15 protein-coding genes are annotated in these 16,218 nt (G+C 68.5%); 12 read left to right on the forward strand and 3 right to left on the reverse strand.

Annotated elements, in window-relative coordinates; all coding sequences use genetic code 11:
• The coding region (locus tag HB724_RS17100; protein ID WP_213982155.1) for a hypothetical protein at window positions 1-1,578 on the forward strand (1,578 nt) is incomplete at its 5' end.
• Window positions 1,579-1,664: 86 nt separating this feature from the next.
• Here HB724_RS17100 and HB724_RS17105 read toward each other — a convergent pair.
• From HB724_RS17105 to HB724_RS17115, 3 genes are read right to left on the reverse strand one after another with little or no spacing between them, the layout of a single operon-like run.
• Window positions 1,665-2,573: a flagellin gene (locus HB724_RS17105; RefSeq protein WP_213982156.1), complete on the reverse strand. Its 909-nt coding sequence runs from the start codon at window positions 2,571-2,573 to the stop codon at window positions 1,665-1,667.
• 11 nt (window positions 2,574-2,584) lie between these two features.
• Entirely contained in the window at window positions 2,585-4,675 is a 2,091-nt protein-coding gene (locus HB724_RS17110; RefSeq protein WP_213982157.1) for a flagellar basal body rod C-terminal domain-containing protein, read from the reverse strand.
• Window positions 4,676-4,701: 26 nt separating this feature from the next.
• Window positions 4,702-6,009 (reverse strand): flagellar hook protein FlgE, encoded by a 1,308-nt coding sequence (locus HB724_RS17115; RefSeq protein WP_256731590.1) that lies wholly within the window; start codon window positions 6,007-6,009, stop codon window positions 4,702-4,704.
• Between the two features lie 166 nt (window positions 6,010-6,175).
• Here HB724_RS17115 and HB724_RS17120 point away from each other — a divergent pair, with 166 nt between their 5' ends.
• From HB724_RS17120 to HB724_RS17170, 11 genes are all read left to right on the forward strand, one after another.
• Window positions 6,176-6,574 (forward strand): flagellar biosynthesis repressor FlbT, encoded by a 399-nt coding sequence (locus HB724_RS17120; protein WP_213982159.1) that lies wholly within the window; start codon window positions 6,176-6,178, stop codon window positions 6,572-6,574.
• Window positions 6,575-6,584: 10 nt separating this feature from the next.
• Window positions 6,585-7,946 carry a flagellar protein export ATPase FliI gene (fliI, locus tag HB724_RS17125; protein ID WP_213982160.1) on the forward strand — a complete coding sequence of 454 codons (1,362 nt, stop codon included), beginning with the start codon at window positions 6,585-6,587 and terminating at the stop codon, window positions 7,944-7,946.
• Window positions 7,943-8,371 (forward strand): hypothetical protein, encoded by a 429-nt coding sequence (locus HB724_RS17130; RefSeq protein WP_213982161.1) that lies wholly within the window; start codon window positions 7,943-7,945, stop codon window positions 8,369-8,371. Before fliI ends, HB724_RS17130 begins: the two co-directional genes overlap by 4 nt.
• Window positions 8,368-9,375 (forward strand): peptidoglycan-binding protein, encoded by a 1,008-nt coding sequence (locus HB724_RS17135; RefSeq protein ID WP_213982162.1) that lies wholly within the window; start codon window positions 8,368-8,370, stop codon window positions 9,373-9,375. Before HB724_RS17130 ends, HB724_RS17135 begins: the two co-directional genes overlap by 4 nt.
• Before the next feature lie 226 nt (window positions 9,376-9,601).
• On the forward strand, window positions 9,602-10,663 hold the full coding sequence (locus tag HB724_RS17140; RefSeq protein WP_213982163.1) for a sigma factor-like helix-turn-helix DNA-binding protein: 1,062 nt from the start codon (window positions 9,602-9,604) through the stop codon (window positions 10,661-10,663).
• A 58-nt stretch (window positions 10,664-10,721) separates the two neighbouring features.
• Window positions 10,722-11,237 carry a hypothetical protein gene (locus tag HB724_RS17145; RefSeq protein WP_213982164.1) on the forward strand — a complete coding sequence of 172 codons (516 nt, stop codon included), beginning with the start codon at window positions 10,722-10,724 and terminating at the stop codon, window positions 11,235-11,237.
• A gap of 84 nt (window positions 11,238-11,321) precedes the next feature.
• Entirely contained in the window at window positions 11,322-12,446 is a 1,125-nt protein-coding gene (locus tag HB724_RS17150) for a helix-turn-helix transcriptional regulator (protein ID WP_213982165.1), read from the forward strand.
• Between the two features lie 88 nt (window positions 12,447-12,534).
• A complete protein-coding gene (locus tag HB724_RS17155; RefSeq protein ID WP_213982166.1) occupies window positions 12,535-13,191 on the forward strand; it encodes a dTMP kinase in 657 nt (218 codons plus the stop codon).
• 118 nt (window positions 13,192-13,309) lie between these two features.
• Window positions 13,310-14,413, forward strand: coding sequence for a fumarylacetoacetate hydrolase family protein (locus tag HB724_RS17160; RefSeq protein ID WP_213982167.1), 1,104 nt, complete (start codon window positions 13,310-13,312; stop codon window positions 14,411-14,413).
• Between the two features lie 69 nt (window positions 14,414-14,482).
• Window positions 14,483-15,262 carry an SDR family oxidoreductase gene (locus tag HB724_RS17165; protein ID WP_256731591.1) on the forward strand — a complete coding sequence of 260 codons (780 nt, stop codon included), beginning with the start codon at window positions 14,483-14,485 and terminating at the stop codon, window positions 15,260-15,262.
• Window positions 15,262-16,152, forward strand: a complete 891-nt coding sequence (locus tag HB724_RS17170; RefSeq protein ID WP_213982169.1) for an SMP-30/gluconolactonase/LRE family protein — start codon at window positions 15,262-15,264, stop codon at window positions 16,150-16,152. The genes HB724_RS17165 and HB724_RS17170 overlap by 1 nt, the downstream gene beginning before the upstream one ends.
• Window positions 16,153-16,218: the final 66 nt, after the last annotated feature.

The raw sequence follows: 16,218 nt of genomic DNA on the forward strand, positions 1-16,218 counted from the left end.
CGGGGGGGGGGGGCGCGGACCCCCCGCCGGGGGCGGCCGGCCGCCCGGGGGGGCTGGGGGCGGGCGGGGAGCGGCAGGGGCCGCGGCGCCGATGCGCTCGGCGTGCTCGAAACGATGCGCGCCGACGACAACGATCTCGCCCTGGTCACGCCCTTCCAGCTCGCGATGGGCGCGGCGCTGGCGCTGGTCGGTCGCGACGACCAGGCGGTGGCATCGCTCTCCGGCCCCGATCTCACCGGCAATTCGGAAGCCTGCGCCTGGCGGATGCTTGCCCTTTCCCATGCCGGCGCCGCGAAGCCGGCCGCGCGCGAGATCAATTGCGCGATCCCGGCGATCAACGCCCGCGCGCCCTATGACCGGCGCCCGTTCATGCAGGCCGCGGCCCAGGCGGCGATCGATATCGGCCAGCCCGAGCCGGCGCTTCAATGGCTCAAGCTGTTCGGCGATACCGAGCCCCAGGCCAATCTGCTGCGCGGCCGCGCGCTGCTGGCGACGGGCGATTCCGCGGGCGGCCTGCTGCGCCTGTCGCGTGCGGAGACCAGCGGCAACCCCGAAGTGCAGGCCGGCGCCCGGCTCGGCAAGATCGAGGCCGGCCTGGCCGCGCGCCGGATCAAGCCGGCGGATGCGTTCAAGCAGCTTGACGCGCTGCGCTATGTGTGGCGCGGCGGCCGGGTCGAGGAGAATGCGCTGCGCATCCAGTTCCGGATCGCGACCGAAGCGCATGATCTGCGCAGCTCGCTCCGCATCGGCGCCACGCTGTTCCGCTATTTCAAGCCCGGCACCGCGGGCGCGCCGATGCTCGCCCAGCTCCAGTCCTGGCTCGCCGCCGCGCTCGTGCCCGACAGCGGCGTCTCGCTGCCCGACGCGGCCGGCCTCTATTGGGACTATAAGGAGCTCGCGCCGTCCGGCGCGGAAGGCGATGCGCTCGCGATGCGCCTCGCCGAGAAGCTCCAGGCCGCCAGCCTCTATGCCCGCGCCGCCGAGCTGCTCGAATATCAGCTCACCCAGCGCCGCGAGGACGTCGCGCAGGGTCCGCTGTCGGTGAAGGTCGCCGCGCTCCATATCCTGGCCGGACGGCCCGATCGCGCGCTCGCGGCGCTGCGCGCCAGCGAACAGCCCGATTATACCGATCGCATGCGCTGGGATCGCAAGCGCGTCGAGGCCGTCGCGCTGCACCAGATCGGCAAGGACGATGCGGCGATGGCCGCGCTCGAACAGGTTCCCGATGCAGCGCAGGTCCGCGCCGAGATCCATTGGCGCTCGAAGGACTGGAGCGCCTTCGTCACCGACAGCGAGGCATTGCTGCCTTCGCCCAAGGGGCTGGGCGAGCCGGCCCAGGCCGCGGTGCTGCGCCAGGCGGTCGCGCTGGCGATGCTCGGCCGCGAGGACAAGCTCCAGGCGTTGCGTGCCCGTTATGGCGCGGCGTTCAAGGCCCTGCCCAGCGCCCGCGCGTTCGACGTGCTGACCCGCAGCGTCGCGACGATCGACCCGGCCGAGCTGAGCGCGGCCATGGCGGCGATCCCCCAGGCAAGCCCCGCCGGCGCGATCGGCGACCTGCTCGACGCAAGCGCCACCTGATCTCCAGCCGACGCACATGAAAAAGGCGCCCCGGGGGGACCGGGGCGCCTTTTTCGTTTCTCCCTCCCGCCTCGGCGGAAGGCGCGTCACTTCATGTAGGTGACCAGACTCAGCCCGGCGAGCTGGGCGAACACCGAATAGCTCGCCTGCAGCACGGTCGTCTGCTGCGCGATGTCGATCGCCACCTGGCCCAGATCGGCGTCCTCGTTGGTCTCGATCACGCCGTTCAGCAGCAGCGAGCGCTCGTCGCCGCGCTTCGTCAGCGATTCGACCTGGTTCTGCTTGCGGCCATTCTCGGCATTGACCGCGCGAAGATCGCCGAGCCCGGTGTCGAACTGGCCGACCACCTGCTTCAGCGCGTCCATCTGGGCATCGGTGGGATTGGCGCCGATGTCGCCCGCCTGGGCAAGCGTGCGGAACGCCTCGTAGATACCCTTGCCCAGCGCGCTCGCGCTGATCCCATAGGTCACGTCGACGCCGTCGGCGATGCGCGCGCTGGCCAGCACGCCGTCGTCCTTGAAGGCATTGTCGGCGGTGATGGTCGCCGCGTCGGCGAGCGTGCTCGGCGCGAACGGCGAAACCGAGGTCTGCGACCCGCCGAACAGCGGCGTGCCGCCTTCCGACGAATTGAGCGCGGCGCGAAGCTGGCCGAATGCCGCCTCGATCGCTTCCTGCAACCCGGTCGACTGGCCGGTGCCGACGGTGCTGGTGATCTGCTGCTTCAGATCCTCGATCGAATCCTGGATGCCTTCGATCTGCCCCTGATAGAGCGACAGCGTGGTGCCGACGCGCTTGGAGACGGTCGATTGCGCATCCTGGCGGGCCAGCAGGCTGTGCGCCGAGAGGTTGCGCACCGTCTCGGTGCCGAGCGAGGCGAAGTCCGGCGCCTTCTTGGTGGTGTTGAGCTGCGTCTGGCTGACGGCAAGCTTCTCCTGCGCGCGCTGGATCGCATCGGACATGGTGCGCTGAAGCGGAATGGTTGCAACCCGTGCCATGATAATCTCCGTTATCGGACCATGTTGATGAGCGTGTCGTACATGTCGCTGGCCGTCGTCAGCACGCGGGCTGCCGCCGAATAGCTGTTCTGGAGCACCACCATCAGCGAGAGTTCCTCGTCGATGTTGACGCCCGCGAAGCTGTCGCGGCGATTGACGGCATCGTCCTTGCGGGCGGTGGCATCGTTCAGCGCGTCCTTCGCCTGGCTCGCCTCGAGCCCGGTATGCCCCATCAACAGGCTCGAGAAGCCTTCGAGCGTGCTGGTCCCGTCCTTGCCCATGTCGATGGGCCGGTCGAGGCTGTCGACAAAGGCGGTGGCGCCGCGCATGTCGCCCGCGCCCAGCGCCTTCTCGCCCACCGCCGCGTTCGCCTGGAGGCCCGCGAGCGGCAATTTGGTCGGGGTGGCGGCGATGTCCGGGCGCACCCGGCCGCTGTTCAATCCGCTCGAAAGGCCGCTCAGGCCCATCAGCGACGAGAAGCTGGCACCGGTGCCCAGGCGATTGGTCGAATCCGAAGGGATCGAGAGCACCGCGCCGGAGATGGAAGCGTTCGGCTCGAACCGCATGCGCCCGCGATCGTCGAGCGAGAAATTGCCGAAGCTGCCCAGCGGGCTGCCGTTGAGCTGGGTCAGCAGGTCGCCGAAGGTGCCGCCGGCGGCGGGCGTGAGCGTATAGCTGCCCAGCGTGCGGCCGGTGGCGTCGCGCAGCACGATCTGGCTGGTCTCGCCGGCCGCGAAGCCATGCGGGTCGCTCGCGTTGAAGCCCGGGGGGACCAGCGTGTTGGTGTCGCTGACGACCAGATCGTTCAACCCGAAATATTGCGAGACGCCCACGCCGGCACGGGCGCTGGGGCTGGCCGGATCCTGCGCCACCACCACGCCGTTGCCGGCGCCGTTGGCCTGGATGCTCAGCTTGCCGTTGACGAAGCTGGCGGTGCCCGCCCCGCCGAGGCCGGTGTTGATCGCCGCGACCATGTCGTCCACCGTGGCGGTGGGGCCGAGCGCGTCGAAATCGATATCGGCCTTCGCGATCAGCGTCCCGTCGGCGCCGGTCACCGCGAAGCTCGCCTTGCCGGTGAAGCCCAGCCGGTCGGTCCCCGCCAGGCCGCTCTGGCGGCCGTTGAGGCTCGCCGGCGCAGGAACGGTGGTGCCGGCGTTCGAGACACTGTTGAGCGCCTCGGAAAGCCCACTGAACAGCACGCCCATCTGCTCGTTGAACGCCGGAAGCGCGCGATCGCGCAGGTCGAGCAGGCCGCCCAGCTTGCCGCCCACGGCGGCGGAATCGATCGTCTCGCCGGTCGCCGCGTCGGGATTGGTGAAGCGCAGCTCGATCGTGGGATAGATCGCCTGCGATGCGCCCGCCCCGCTCGAGGTCGGGTAGGAAAGCTGGCGCACCCGGCGATCGAGCAGCATCGCCCCCGTCGCGGTCTCGATGGTGACGCGGCCGTCGGGCTGGTCGCGGACATTGACCGACATGAGGCCGCTCAATTCCTCGATCGCGCTCATCCGCTCGTCGGCGGCACCGCCGGCGCTCTGGCCGAGCACGGTGGCCTGCGAAACGGTGGAGTTCAGGTCGTTGATGCGTTTGAGCAGGCTGTTGATCTTGTCGACCGAATAGCCGACTTCGGATTCGACGTCGCCGCGCAGCCCGTCCACATCCTTGGTGATCTGCTGCATCGACGAGATCGCGTCCTGCACGTTCGCCGTGAAGACGGCGACGGTCTGCGCCGAGGATTGCGAGCCCGTCATCGCCACGGCGGAGGCGGAGATCGCATCCAGCCGCGCCGGCAGGCCCGACGAGGAGCCGGGCGCCCCGAGCAGCGCCTGCAACCGATCCAGATAGCTGGAGGTGACGTCGGCCCGCCCGTAATCGCCCGCGCGCCGATAGACGGTGGATTCGAGGAAACGATCGGCGATGCGCGTCGGTTCGCCGACCACCACGCCGCTGACCTGCCCGCCCGATACGCCGGTCGTGAGGGACACGCGCTCGCGCGCATATCCCGCCACGCCGACATTGGCGATATTGTTGGAGACTGCGCGCAGCCCGGCCTGGGCCGCAGCCAGGCCGGACGTCGCCGTTCCCAATATGTCGTTGAGCGACATGTCTTAATTCCTCGCTGTCGTTTGGATCAGCGCTTCAGGTTGCTCACTTCCTGCAACATGTCGTCGACCGTGGTGATGATCTTCGACGATGCGCTGTACGCGCGCTGGAAGCGGATCATGTTGGTGAACTCGCTGGCGAGATCGACCGTGGACGATTCCAGGTTGTTGGCGAGCAGATTGCCCGCGCCGAGCGAGCCCGGCACCTTCATCGTCGGGCTGCCCGAGGTCTTGCTGGGCGTATAGCCGTTGCCCGAGACGCGGGTCAGCCCGTCCGGATTGGGGAAGGTCGCGATCGGGAGCTGGAACACCTCGCGGGTGGTGCCATCGGCGAAGATCGCGCTGACGCGGCCGGTCTTGCTGATGTCGATCGAGGCCAGGTTGCCGAGCACGCCGCCGTTGATGGTCGACGAGAGCAGCGCCGAGACGTCGCTCGACTGGACGATGCCGTTGATCCCCTTGTCGTCGCCGAGCTGGAGATCGATCGGCACCGACGACGCGCCGTTGGTCCAGGTGGGCGACAGCGGGTTGAACAGCGCCGGGGTCGATCCGGCCCGGTCGAGGCTGCCGTCGCCGTTGAACTTCATCGTGCCGCTCGACAGCAGGCCGCCGGCCGCCGTGACGTCGGCGGCGGGAGTCGCATAGACTTCGGTGGCCCAGGTATTGGCGCCGGTCTTCAGGAAGCTGATCGAAACCTGGTGCGTGGCGCCCTGGCCGTCCGCAACGTCGAACGAACGGGTGAAATCGGGCTTCACGGTGCCGCTGGCCATCTGGCCGGCGGTGTAGGTGGCGGCATCCGCGCTGATCGTCGTCGTCGACTGGAGATTGGCGTGGATCTGGAGCTTGCTCGTCGGGCTCGCGGTCCCGGTCAGGTCGCTCAGGCGCACCGGCGAAAGATCGTCCAGGCTGCCGCTGTCGGTGTAGTTGCCCGACGCATCGAGACGCCAGCCATAGAGATATTGCTGCGAGGCGTTGCGGAGGAAGCCCTCCTCGTCCGGGCTGAACGAGCCGGCGCGGGTATAGGAGACCGAACCCGACGACGTCGAGTTCGAACGGGTCACGAAGAAGCCGCCGCCGTCGATCGCGACGTCGGTGCTGCGCGCCGACGACTGGAGCAGGCCCTGCTTCGAGATCAGCGGCACGGCGACCGACGATACGCCGCCCGCGGTGTAGGCGGCGCCTACGCGCCCGTCCGTCACCATCGTGCGGAACTGGGCGTCGGCACCCTTGTAGCCGATCGTGTTGATGTTGGTGATGTTGTCGGCGACGATCGCCAAGGCGCTGGCCTCGGCACTCATGCCCGAGACACCTGCATAAAGAGCGGAATAGAGGCTCAAGTCATACACTCCTGACGATGCCCGCCGATCACCGCACGGGCCATGTCTCCATTGTAGGATGAGTATTTGCCAGACCCAACGGTGGGCAAAAATTGCCGGGTAAGCGGGCTTCGGGCGGAACATTGATCCTATAATGTTAGCAACGTTGCACGAAAGGCCCCGTATTATGCTCCGCATCACGCTCCGCGATGGCGAAAAGGCGATCGTAAACGGCGCCGTCCTGCGCGCCGTCGGCCGCACCCAGCTCGCGGTCGAGAACAAGGTGGCGATCCTGCGCGGCCGCGAAGTCATGCGGCCCGAGGAGGCGACCAGCCCTGCGCGCCAGCTCTATTTCTCGGCGATGCTCGCCTATATCGATCCGGCCGGCCGCGATGCGCATCACGATATCGTCGTCGGCCTGCTCGGCGGCCTGGTCGCCACGCTAGCGACCCCGGAGGCGCGCGATACCTGCATCCGCTTCGCGCACGACATCGCCCAGGGCGATTATTACAAGGCGCTCGCCGCCGCGCGCGATCTGATCGCGTTCGAGGCGCAGGCCGCCGATCCCGAACACCAGGCCGCTTGAGGCAACTCCCATGCAGACGCTCGCCAGCGCCGCGCGCGCGATCCGCGACATGGTGCCGGACCGCCGCTTCGGCCGCGTCGTCGCGGTGCGCGGCGCGCTGATCGAAGTCGAAGGGCTAGCCGGCGTCGCCCAGATCGGCAGCCGCGTGGAGATTTCCGCGCCCGGCGGCCGGGTAGAGGCCGAAGTCACCGCGCTCGATCGCAGCGTCGCGCTCTGCCTGCCTTTCGTCGATCCGCAGGGCGTGGGCCTGGGCTCGCGCGCCGAATTGGGCGCCGGCCAGTTCACCGTCCGCCCGTCCAGGGCATGGCTGGGCCGCATGATAAACGGCCTGGGCCGCCCGGTCGACGGCCTGGGGCCGCTCGTCAACGGCGCCGATCCCCAGTCGATCAAGGCCTCGCCCCCCGCCGCCGCCAATCGCGCCCGCGTCGCCGAGCGGATCGAGACCGGCGTGCGCACGCTCGACCTGTTCGTGCCGCTGTGCCGCGGCCAGCGGCTCGGCCTGTTCGCGGGCTCGGGCGTCGGCAAGTCGGTGCTGCTCTCGATGCTCGCGCGCTGGACCAATTGCGACGTCGCGGTGATCGGCCTGATCGGCGAGCGCGGCCGCGAAGTGCAGGAATTCATCGAGGACGACCTCGGGCCGGAGGGCATGGCGCGCTCGGTCGTCGTCGTCGCCACCTCGGACGAGCCCGCGCTGATGCGCCGCCAGGCCGCCTGGACCACCCTCGCCGTCGCCGAGCATTTCCGCGACCAGGGGCTCAACGTCCTGTGCCTGATGGATTCGGTCACCCGCTTCGCAATGGCGCAGCGCGAGATCGGCCTCGCATCGGGCGAGCCGCCCGCGACCAAGGGCTATACCCCCACCGTCTTCGCCGAGCTGCCCCGCCTGCTCGAACGCGCCGGCCCGGGCGCGCCCGGCAAGGGCATGATAACCGGCCTGTTCACGGTCCTGGTGGACGGCGACGACCATAACGAGCCCGTCGCCGATGCGGTGCGCGGCATCCTCGACGGCCATGTGGTCATGCGCCGCGCGATCGCCGAGCGCGGCCGCTATCCCGCGATCGACGTGCTCAAATCGGTATCGCGCACCCTGCCCCATTGCCTGAGCGACGAGGAGAATGAGACCCGCATCGCCGCGCGCAAGCTGCTGTCGACCTATGCCGATATGGAGGAGATGGTCCGGCTCGGCGCCTATAAGGCGGGCTCGTCGGAGGAGGTGGACCGCGCCGTCGCGCTCGCTCCCCAGATCGAGGCGCTGATAAACCAGGGCAAGAACGACCAGGGCCATGCCGCCGAGGCCTTCGCCGCGCTCGCCGAGATCGTCGAAATGGGCGAGACCATCGACCCCGTCGAAACCAACGGGATCGCCGAATGACGCCGTTCGACACCGCGCTCCGCATCCATCGCCGCGAGGTCGACAGCGTGAAGGTCTCGATCAGCATCGAGGTCGAGCGCATCACCACGCTCGAAGCCCAATCGCGCGCGAATGCGCAGCGCGAGCGCGAGGAACGCGCGCTCGCCGCCACCCTGCCCGTCGCCTCCGATGGCTGGACAGCGCGGATGAAGCACGAGCAGGTCCGAATCCGCGAGGCCGCCCATCTGGCCCAGGCCCGGCTCGGCCAGCTCCGCGCCCAGGCGATCGAAGCCTATGGCACGATGCGCGCCATCGAGGGCGCCGCCGAGCGCTATCAGGACGAGGCCGACCGCACCGTCGCGGTGGCCGAACAGACCGGCATCGACGATATCGCCGCCGCGCGCTTCCTGCTCGCGCGCCGCATGCCGGCCAAGCGCACGGCATGATCGCGCGCGCCGATCAGCTCGCGGCGCTCACCCCCGCCAAGCGCGCGGAGGTGATCCTCGCCGAGGCCCAGTCCCAGCTCACCACGCGGCTGTGGCGCGCGGCGCTGGGCGATACTGATCGCAAGGACGATCGCGACGCCTCGCCCTTCTCGCCGAACGGCATGAAGATGGATTCACTGCTGGAACTGCTCGGCAATCCCTCCACCCCCGGCGTCTCCAGCACCTGTAGCTGCCACTGCGCCTGCGGGTGTCATTCCGATTCCACACGATCGAACGGCGACGCGCGCGAACAGGCCGAGGCGTTCGCCGCCAGCCCCGCAGCGCTCGTCGCGGCGCCGGCGGGCGCGGTTGCGGCCGGCGGCCTCCAGCTCGGCGCCAATGCGCGCTATGGCTGGGCCTTTGCCGGCGCCGCGCAACGCACCGGCATCCCCGCCCCCGCGCTTGCCGCGATCGTCGATGCCGAAGCCGCCAAGAGCCATGACGGAAGCTGGAACACGCTCTCGCGCAATCCGCGTTCGAGCGCGGCCGGGCTCGGCCAGTTCCTGAGCGGCACCTGGCAGGATCTCGCCCAGACCCAGGGCACCTGGCTCAACGCCATCGCCAGCCAGCGCGGCTGGCTGGACGCGGGCGGCAAGGTGGCGCCCGCCGCGCGGGCCGAACTGCTCGCCTTGCGCTACGATCCCCAGGCGTCGATCGCCTCGGTCGCCGACATGGCGAAGCTCAATCTCGACAAGCTCGAGAAATCGGGCATCCGCGTGCGCACCGATTCCGAAACGCTCGCCAAGGCCGCCTATCTCAGCCATCATCTCGGCTTCGGCGACGCGCGGAAATTCCTGGGCGCCGGCATCGAATCGGGCCGCGCGCGCATGCTGCTCGCCGCCCAGATCGGCGAAAGCGCGGCGGATCAGCGCATCGCCAATGCGGGAAATGCCGTCCAGGCGCACCGCCAATGGCTGCTCGGCTTCATCGAACGCCGGATTCAGCCGGAAAAATTTTCAGCCTGAAATTTTTCCTATAATGCCCTCCTAGGCCGGTTTCAGTGACTATCATGGCGTTAACCATATGGTTTAAGCCGCTTTTCAGCAGGAACCTGCCGCTAGGGCATTGCGCGTTACGGGGTGATACCTATAGGATCAATTAGTACTCCTTTAAGTTATTCAGGCGAAATCTCCCCTCGTCGACGGGGCGCTCCGATGCGCGCCTCGCCGCGTAACAGGGGGAAGTGATTTCATGTCGAAGACCACGATCGCGCTCGAAGCCGCAGTCGCCATTGTCATCGAAAATACGCCGAAGGATATCAAGCAGACCTCGCGCCAGCGCGCCGAAGTCGATCGCGCCTTCGCCCGCATCCTGAAGCTCATCGCCCCCCGCATCCGCCATTTCATCCGCCAGTACGGCCTCACCGCGCATTGGGACGATGCCGAGCAGTGCTGCGCGATCGCCGTCCACCGCGCCATCCAGGCCTATGAGCCGGAAAAGGCGCAGTTCACCACCTTCGTGAACTGGCAGATCCGCGGCGAGCTGCAGAGCCTGCGCTTCCGCCTGATGACCGATCAGCGCCCCTCGGCGAAGAAGGTCGAGGCGACCACCGTCTCGCTCAGCGCCATCGCCCTGTCGCCGGACGGCGACGAGATGTCACCCGAGGCGATGATCGAGGACGAGGACGCGCTGTCCCGCACCGAGGCCGCCGCTTCCGATTACCTGGCCGACGGCGCGATCTCCTCGCTGATCGACGCCTATGTCGATCAGCTCCGCAAGGTGGGCATCGAGCAGCTCCGCCGCCGCCCCCGCCCGAAGCGGGAAGAGGCCGCGCTGCGCCGCGAAGGGCCGCGTCTCCGCGTCGCCACCCACGGCATCGATCCCGCCGAGCTGGAGAAGCTGGAAGCCAAGCTGGAGCGTGATCGCGAGATCGTCGCCCGCCGCGTGTTCCAGACCGCCACGCTCGACGATCTGTCGATGGAGACCGGCGTCACCAAGGAGCGCGTCCGCCAGATCACCAAGCGCGCCGCCAAGACGATCGCCGAGATCGCCGCCGCCGATCCGCGCTTCGCGGTGATGGCCGAATATGGCGAGCCGGGCACTGCCAAGCGCCGCCAGCCGGCGCCTGCCCGCGCCGTCGCGCCGATCCTTCCCGATGCCGAGCAGCTCCACAACCGCCTGGCGAGCGTCCGCGCCATCGATCCGGCCACGCTCGGCGCCGCCGCGATCGCTGCCGCCGCCGAACTACCGGCGGAGCGTGTCGAGGCGATCCTGCTCGCCGCGCCGTCCCCCTCCAGTGCCGCGCTCCATTGAGACAGCCGGATGCGTTCCGCGCATCCTATAATATGACGACAAGACTCGGGGACCGCCAATGCACCGCCCATCCGAACTCCTAGCGCCGGACCTCGCCCTCCAGACGCTGCCGCGCCCCAATCGCAAGCTCACCGAGCTGGCCCAGGAAGTCGTGCGCTGCGCCCAGCCGCTGCTTCCGCAGGCCGCCGGACTGTTCCTCGGCCTCCAGCGCGATGCCGACGATACGCTGCGGCTGATCTGGTGGCGCCGCGACGATTTCCGGCTGATCGCCGAGATCGCCGTGTCGACCGAGGGCTTCTGCCCCGAGGATACGGCGGAAGGCGCGATGCAGGATGCCGCTTCGGCGCTGCTCGCCTATCTGGCCGGGCGTTGGCCGGCGACTCCGATACAGTTCGGGGTGATTACCGATGGAATCGGTGTGGCGTTCGCGCCTGAGCATCCCGCCCCCGCCAGTCAAGGCTGGCTGCTGCGCCATGCAAGCGGTGCGGCTTCGCTCACCGCGATTCTTCCGCTCGACCCTGAAGGTCCATGCGCTCTGCTTTGCGGGTCCGGGAGACCCCTTTCGTTACATTAATTTACACCCCATTAACCTTGCGTTATCCTAAAAATACTTCAAGGTGATCCCATACGCACATTTGATGCGCTAATGGGGACTGAAATGACGAAGATCAAGGGCACGGGGAGGCGTTCGGACGCCGGAGCCGCGCCCGGTGGCGAGGTGCGGATCGACCTGCACCGCGCGTTCATTTTTCCGAATCGCATGCGCGAGCAACGCCGCAGCCATGGCTATCCCAAGCTGCTGCGCCTGGCCGCGGCCATCCCCGAGATTCCCTATATCCGCCTCTCGAAGATCGAGCGCGGCGAAGTGATCGCCCGCGCCGACGAGCTTCGCCGCATAGCCGCGACGCTGGGCCTGGCCCCGGCCGATCTGCTGCTCGACATCGATGCGCCCGGCTTCGACATCGCCGCCTGGGCCGAACCGTTCGAGGACGGCACGCCTCCGGATCTGGAGGAGGAGCGTTTCGCGGTGCTGCTCGGCGCCGCGCTTCGCGCCCGCCGCGGCAGCGACTCGGCGCTCACCATCGCGGCGGTGGAGCGCGAATTCGGCCTGCCGCCGGTCAATCTGTCGCGCATCGAGAATGCGCAGAAGCCGTTCGCGCGCTGGAATGCGGCGACTCAGTCCGCGCTATACGCGCTGTTCGGCGTATCGGACGAGGCGGGACTGCGCCGGCTGGTCCATGAGCGGCACCGCGCCGGGACGCTCGATTCCTTCATCCCCAACGTCTCCGATCCCGCCGCCCGGCACGCGCGCAGCCGCGTGCGCATCGCCGAGCTCGCCGCCGCGCTGGCGCAAGGGCCCGATCTGCCCACACCGGCTCCGGCACGCACGGGAACGGGGGGGGCGAACCCGCTCGGCTCGATCCGCCTCATCCCCGTGCGCGGCGGAGCGCTGCCACAGGGCTTGATCGCCGATACCGTCACCAGCGAAACCGTCGAGGCACCGCATGCCGCCGGCCCGCGCGCCTTCGGGCTCAAGGTCGGCCGCGCGACCCTGGGGGGCGGGCTTCCCGGCCAGGCGACCGTCATCGCCGATCCCGATCGCCAGCCGCTCCCCGGCGGCCTCGCGGCGCTGCGCGAGGAAGCCGGCTGGCGCCTGCTCTCGGTGGGCTCGGACCGCGACGGCCGCATGATCGGCTACAGCATCAATCCCGCGCTCGAAATCGCGCTCGACGATTGCGATCCGGCACGCCTCGCCGCCATCGTCGGCGCGATCTTCGTCTGACGGGCATTCCGTTCGCGCCATCGTCGCCGGACCGAGGAAATCCGCACATACTGGACGCTGGATGTCGATCCGACCTACAGGCAGGGCCATGGGTGATCTGATCGCGATCGAGGGCGCCGACGGCGTCGGCAAGAACACCGCCGCACGCGGCCTTTGCGAGGCGCTCAATGCCGCCGGGCGCAGCGCCGTGGTGATCGGCTTTCCGCGCTATGGCGAGACGGCGGCCGGCGTCACGATCGGCCGCTTCCTCGCCGGCGAGATGCCCGTGCCCGTCACGCCCCGGGCCGCCGCCGTCCTCTACGCGCTCGACCGGCTGGAATGGCGCGACGCGATCCTGGCGGCCCAGGCCAGCCACGACGTGGTGATCTTCGATCGCTACATCGCCTCGAACATGGCCTATCAGGCCGCCAAGCTCGATGCCGGTGAAGCCCGCGCGATGATGGAATGGATATTGGCGCTGGAGACCGGCCAGTTCGCCCTGCCCCGCCCGAAGCTCTCTTTCTATCTCGATACGCCCTGGGATCTGGCCCGCGAGCTGATCCTGAAGAAGGCGCAGCGCAGCTACACCGACAAGGCGTTCGACGCCTATGAGGCCGACATCGCCCTCCAGCAGCGCGTGCGCGCCAATTACGAAGCGATCGTCGCCGCCGACCTGCTCGGCCCCTGGCGCACCGTCCATGCCAGCGAAGGCGGCGCGATGCGCGCGCCGGACGCGATCGTCGGTGAAATAATTTCCCATATCTGAGAACGGAACGCAGGATTTGGGCCATCCGGCTTGACAGCGGCGCTGTGCCGACAGCATGGTAGCGCTATCAAAGCAGAAACTTTTTGGGCGAGAGATCTTGGAAGCGTCCCCTGTAGAAATGCTGCCCGCCGATCATGCGCAGGCCCTTCTGGTCGGCCGTGTCCTCACTGACACCGGTCCCAGCCCCGTCATCATCCGCAACGGCGTCCTGCATGACGTGTCCGCCGTCGCGCCCACCGTCGCCGACCTGCTCGAACGCGACGATCTGACGACGATCACCGGCCCCGTGCTGTGCGGAGTCGAGGCGTTCGGCACGCCCGAAGGCCCGACCCTGCTTGCGCCGATCGACCTCCAGTGCGTCAAGGCATGCGGCGTCACCTTCGCCCTTTCCGCGATCGAGCGGGTGATCGAGGAGCGCGCGCGCGGCGATGCCGACAAGGCCGCCACGATCCGCGGCGATCTGGAAGCGCGCGTCGGATCGGGCATCCGCTCGGTCGTCCCCGGCAGCGCGGAGGCGGCGAGCCTCAAGGCCGCGCTGATCGATGCCGGCATGTGGTCGCAATATCTGGAGGTCGCGATCGGCCCCGATGCCGAGGTGTTCACCAAGGCCCCCGTCCTCTCCGCGATCGGCTGGGGTGGTGATATCGGCATCCGTTCGGACAGCGACTGGAACAATCCCGAGCCCGAAATCGTGCTGGTGGTCGACCGGAACGGCACGCCCCGCGGCGCGACGCTCGGCAACGACGTCAATTTGCGCGATTTCGAGGGCCGCAGCGCCCTCCTCCTCGGCAAGGCCAAGGACAACAACGCCTCGACCTCGATCGGGCCGTTCATCCGCATCTTCGATGCCGGCTTCACGATGGACGCTGTCCGCTCGGCCGTGGTCGATCTCCAGATCGACGGTCCCGAGGGCTATCGCCTCTCCGGCACCAACAAGATGAGCGAGATCAGCCGCGATCCCACCGATCTCGTCCGCCAGGCGCTGAGCGAGCATCAATATCCGGACGGTTTCGCGCTGTTCCTCGGCACCCTGTTCGCACCGGTGCAGGATCGCGACCATCCCGGCCGCGGCTTCACCCACAAGGAAGGCGACGTGGTCCGCATCTCGACGCCGAAGCTCGGCAGCCTCGTCAATCGCGTCACCACGTCGAAGGCGGCCGCACCCTGGACGTTCGGCATCCGCGACCTGATGCGCAACCTGGCCGGCCGCGGCCTGCTGTGACCGCCGTGCCGCAACGCAATTCCTCCTGTCACGCCAAGGTATTCCCTACTCATGTCGGAAGCTGATCCCATGCACCTGCCCCTCACCAGCGATCAGCGTGCCGTCTATCCCAGCCTGAAGGGCAAGCGCGTGCTCATCACCGGCGGCGGCTCGGGCATCGGCGCGGGCATTGTCGAGGGGTTCGTCCGCCAGGGTGCGCAGGTCACCTTCTTCGACATCGCCCAGGCGGATTCGGAAGCCCTGGTCGCGACGCTCTCCAGCGTCGGCCCCGCCCCGTTCTTCCAGCAGCTCGACCTGACCGACATCGCCGCCCTCCAGGCCGCGATCCAGCAGCTGATCGATGCGAACGGCGCGTTCGACATCCTCATCAACAACGCCGGCAACGACGATCGCCACACGATCGAGGAAGTGACGGAGGCCTATTGGGAAAACCGCCTCAACACCAACCTGAAGCACCTGTTCTTCGCCGCGCAATCGGTGATGCCGGGGATGAAGGCCAAGGGCGCGGGCGTGATCGTCAATCTCGGCTCGATCTCCTGGCACCTCGCGCTCGAAGGGCTGACGCTCTACCAGACCTGCAAGGCCGCGATCGAGGGCCTCACCCGCAGCCTCGCGCGCGAGCTGGGCGGCGACAATATCCGCTCGGTCTGTATCGTCCCCGGCAATGTGCGCACGCCGCGCCAGCTCAAATGGTACACGCCCGAGGGCGAGGCCGAGATCGTCAATGCCCAGTGCCTCAAGGGCCGGCTCGTCCCCGACGACATCGCCGCGATGGCATTGTTCCTTGCCTCCGACGACGCCCGCCTGATAACGGGCCACGAATATTTCGTGGATGCGGGTTGGCGATAATGAGCAAAGTGGCGATTTCCGAGCCGGTCAGCATCTGGCAGCTCGGAGCGCCGCTCCTCGAAGGCCCGGCCTGGGTCGAGCGCGACCAGGCACTCTGGTTCGTCGACATCAAGAGCCACAAGATCCACCGGCTCGATCCGGCGAGCGGCGCAACACGGAGCTGGGACGCGCCCGGCCAGATCGGTTTCCTGCTGCCGATCGCGAGCGGTGGCTTCGTCGCCGGGCTCCAGTCCGGCCTCGCCCGCTTCGACGCGCGCGACGGCAGCTTCCTGCCCATCGTCGCGCCCGAGCCCGAACTGCCCGGCAACCGTCTGAACGACGCCACCGTCGATCCCCATGGCCGGCTCTGGTTCGGCAGCATGGACGATGGCGAGGAGGCCGCGACCGGCACGATCTATCGCCTCGGCGCGGACGGCGCCTGCGTGCCGAGCAGCCCGCCGGTCTCGATCACCAACGGTCCCGCGGCGAGCCCGGACGGCAGGACGCTCTACCATGTCGATACGCTGGGCGGCGTGATCTACGCCTGCGACGTGGACGATGCCGGCCTGCTGGCGAACCGCCGCGAATTCGTCCGCATCCCCAACAGCGAAGGCCATCCCGACGGCCCCACGGTCGATTCCGAGGGCTGTGTCTGGATCGGGCTCTACAATGGCTGGGCGGTGCGCCGCTATTCGCCGCAGGGCGAACTGATCGAGACGGTCTCCTTCCCGGTGAGCGCCATCACCAAGATCGCCTTTGGCGGCCCAGACCTGAAAACGGTGTTCGCGACCACCGCCAACAAGCACCTCTCCCCCGCCGACCTGAAGAAGGAGCCGCATGCCGGCGACCTGTTCCGCTTCGACGTGGACGTGGCCGGCCAGCCCGGCGCGCTGATCCGCGAAGGCGTGTAAGCCCCGCTTCCCATCACCCCGGCCGAAGTGCCGGGGTCCACTGTGCGACTGGGAGAGCCGCTGGAG

The sequence above is a fragment of the Sphingomonas sp. dw_22 genome (genome assembly GCF_018449795.1).
Taxonomy (GTDB): Bacteria; Pseudomonadota; Alphaproteobacteria; order Sphingomonadales; family Sphingomonadaceae; genus Sphingomonas.

Excerpts from the sequence above, each read along its gene's own strand:
- HB724_RS17135 (WP_213982162.1), top strand. The coding sequence starts at position 8,368 with ATGATCGCGCGCGCCGATCAGCTCGCGGCGCTCACCCCCGCCAAGCGC.
- fliI (WP_213982160.1), top strand. The coding sequence starts at position 6,585 with ATGCAGACGCTCGCCAGCGCCGCGCGCGCGATCCGCGACATGGTGCCG.
- HB724_RS17155 (WP_213982166.1), top strand. The coding sequence starts at position 12,535 with ATGGGTGATCTGATCGCGATCGAGGGCGCCGACGGCGTCGGCAAGAAC.
- HB724_RS17140 (WP_213982163.1), top strand. The coding sequence starts at position 9,602 with ATGTCGAAGACCACGATCGCGCTCGAAGCCGCAGTCGCCATTGTCATC.
- HB724_RS17170 (WP_213982169.1), top strand. The coding sequence starts at position 15,262 with ATGAGCAAAGTGGCGATTTCCGAGCCGGTCAGCATCTGGCAGCTCGGA.
- HB724_RS17165 (WP_256731591.1), top strand. The coding sequence starts at position 14,483 with ATGCACCTGCCCCTCACCAGCGATCAGCGTGCCGTCTATCCCAGCCTG.
- HB724_RS17105 (WP_213982156.1), bottom strand. The coding sequence starts at position 2,573 with ATGGCACGGGTTGCAACCATTCCGCTTCAGCGCACCATGTCCGATGCG.
- HB724_RS17145 (WP_213982164.1), top strand. The coding sequence starts at position 10,722 with ATGCACCGCCCATCCGAACTCCTAGCGCCGGACCTCGCCCTCCAGACG.
- HB724_RS17150 (WP_213982165.1), top strand. The coding sequence starts at position 11,322 with ATGACGAAGATCAAGGGCACGGGGAGGCGTTCGGACGCCGGAGCCGCG.
- HB724_RS17120 (WP_213982159.1), top strand. The coding sequence starts at position 6,176 with ATGCTCCGCATCACGCTCCGCGATGGCGAAAAGGCGATCGTAAACGGC.
- HB724_RS17110 (WP_213982157.1), bottom strand. The coding sequence starts at position 4,675 with ATGTCGCTCAACGACATATTGGGAACGGCGACGTCCGGCCTGGCTGCG.
- HB724_RS17130 (WP_213982161.1), top strand. The coding sequence starts at position 7,943 with ATGACGCCGTTCGACACCGCGCTCCGCATCCATCGCCGCGAGGTCGAC.
- HB724_RS17160 (WP_213982167.1), top strand. The coding sequence starts at position 13,310 with ATGCTGCCCGCCGATCATGCGCAGGCCCTTCTGGTCGGCCGTGTCCTC.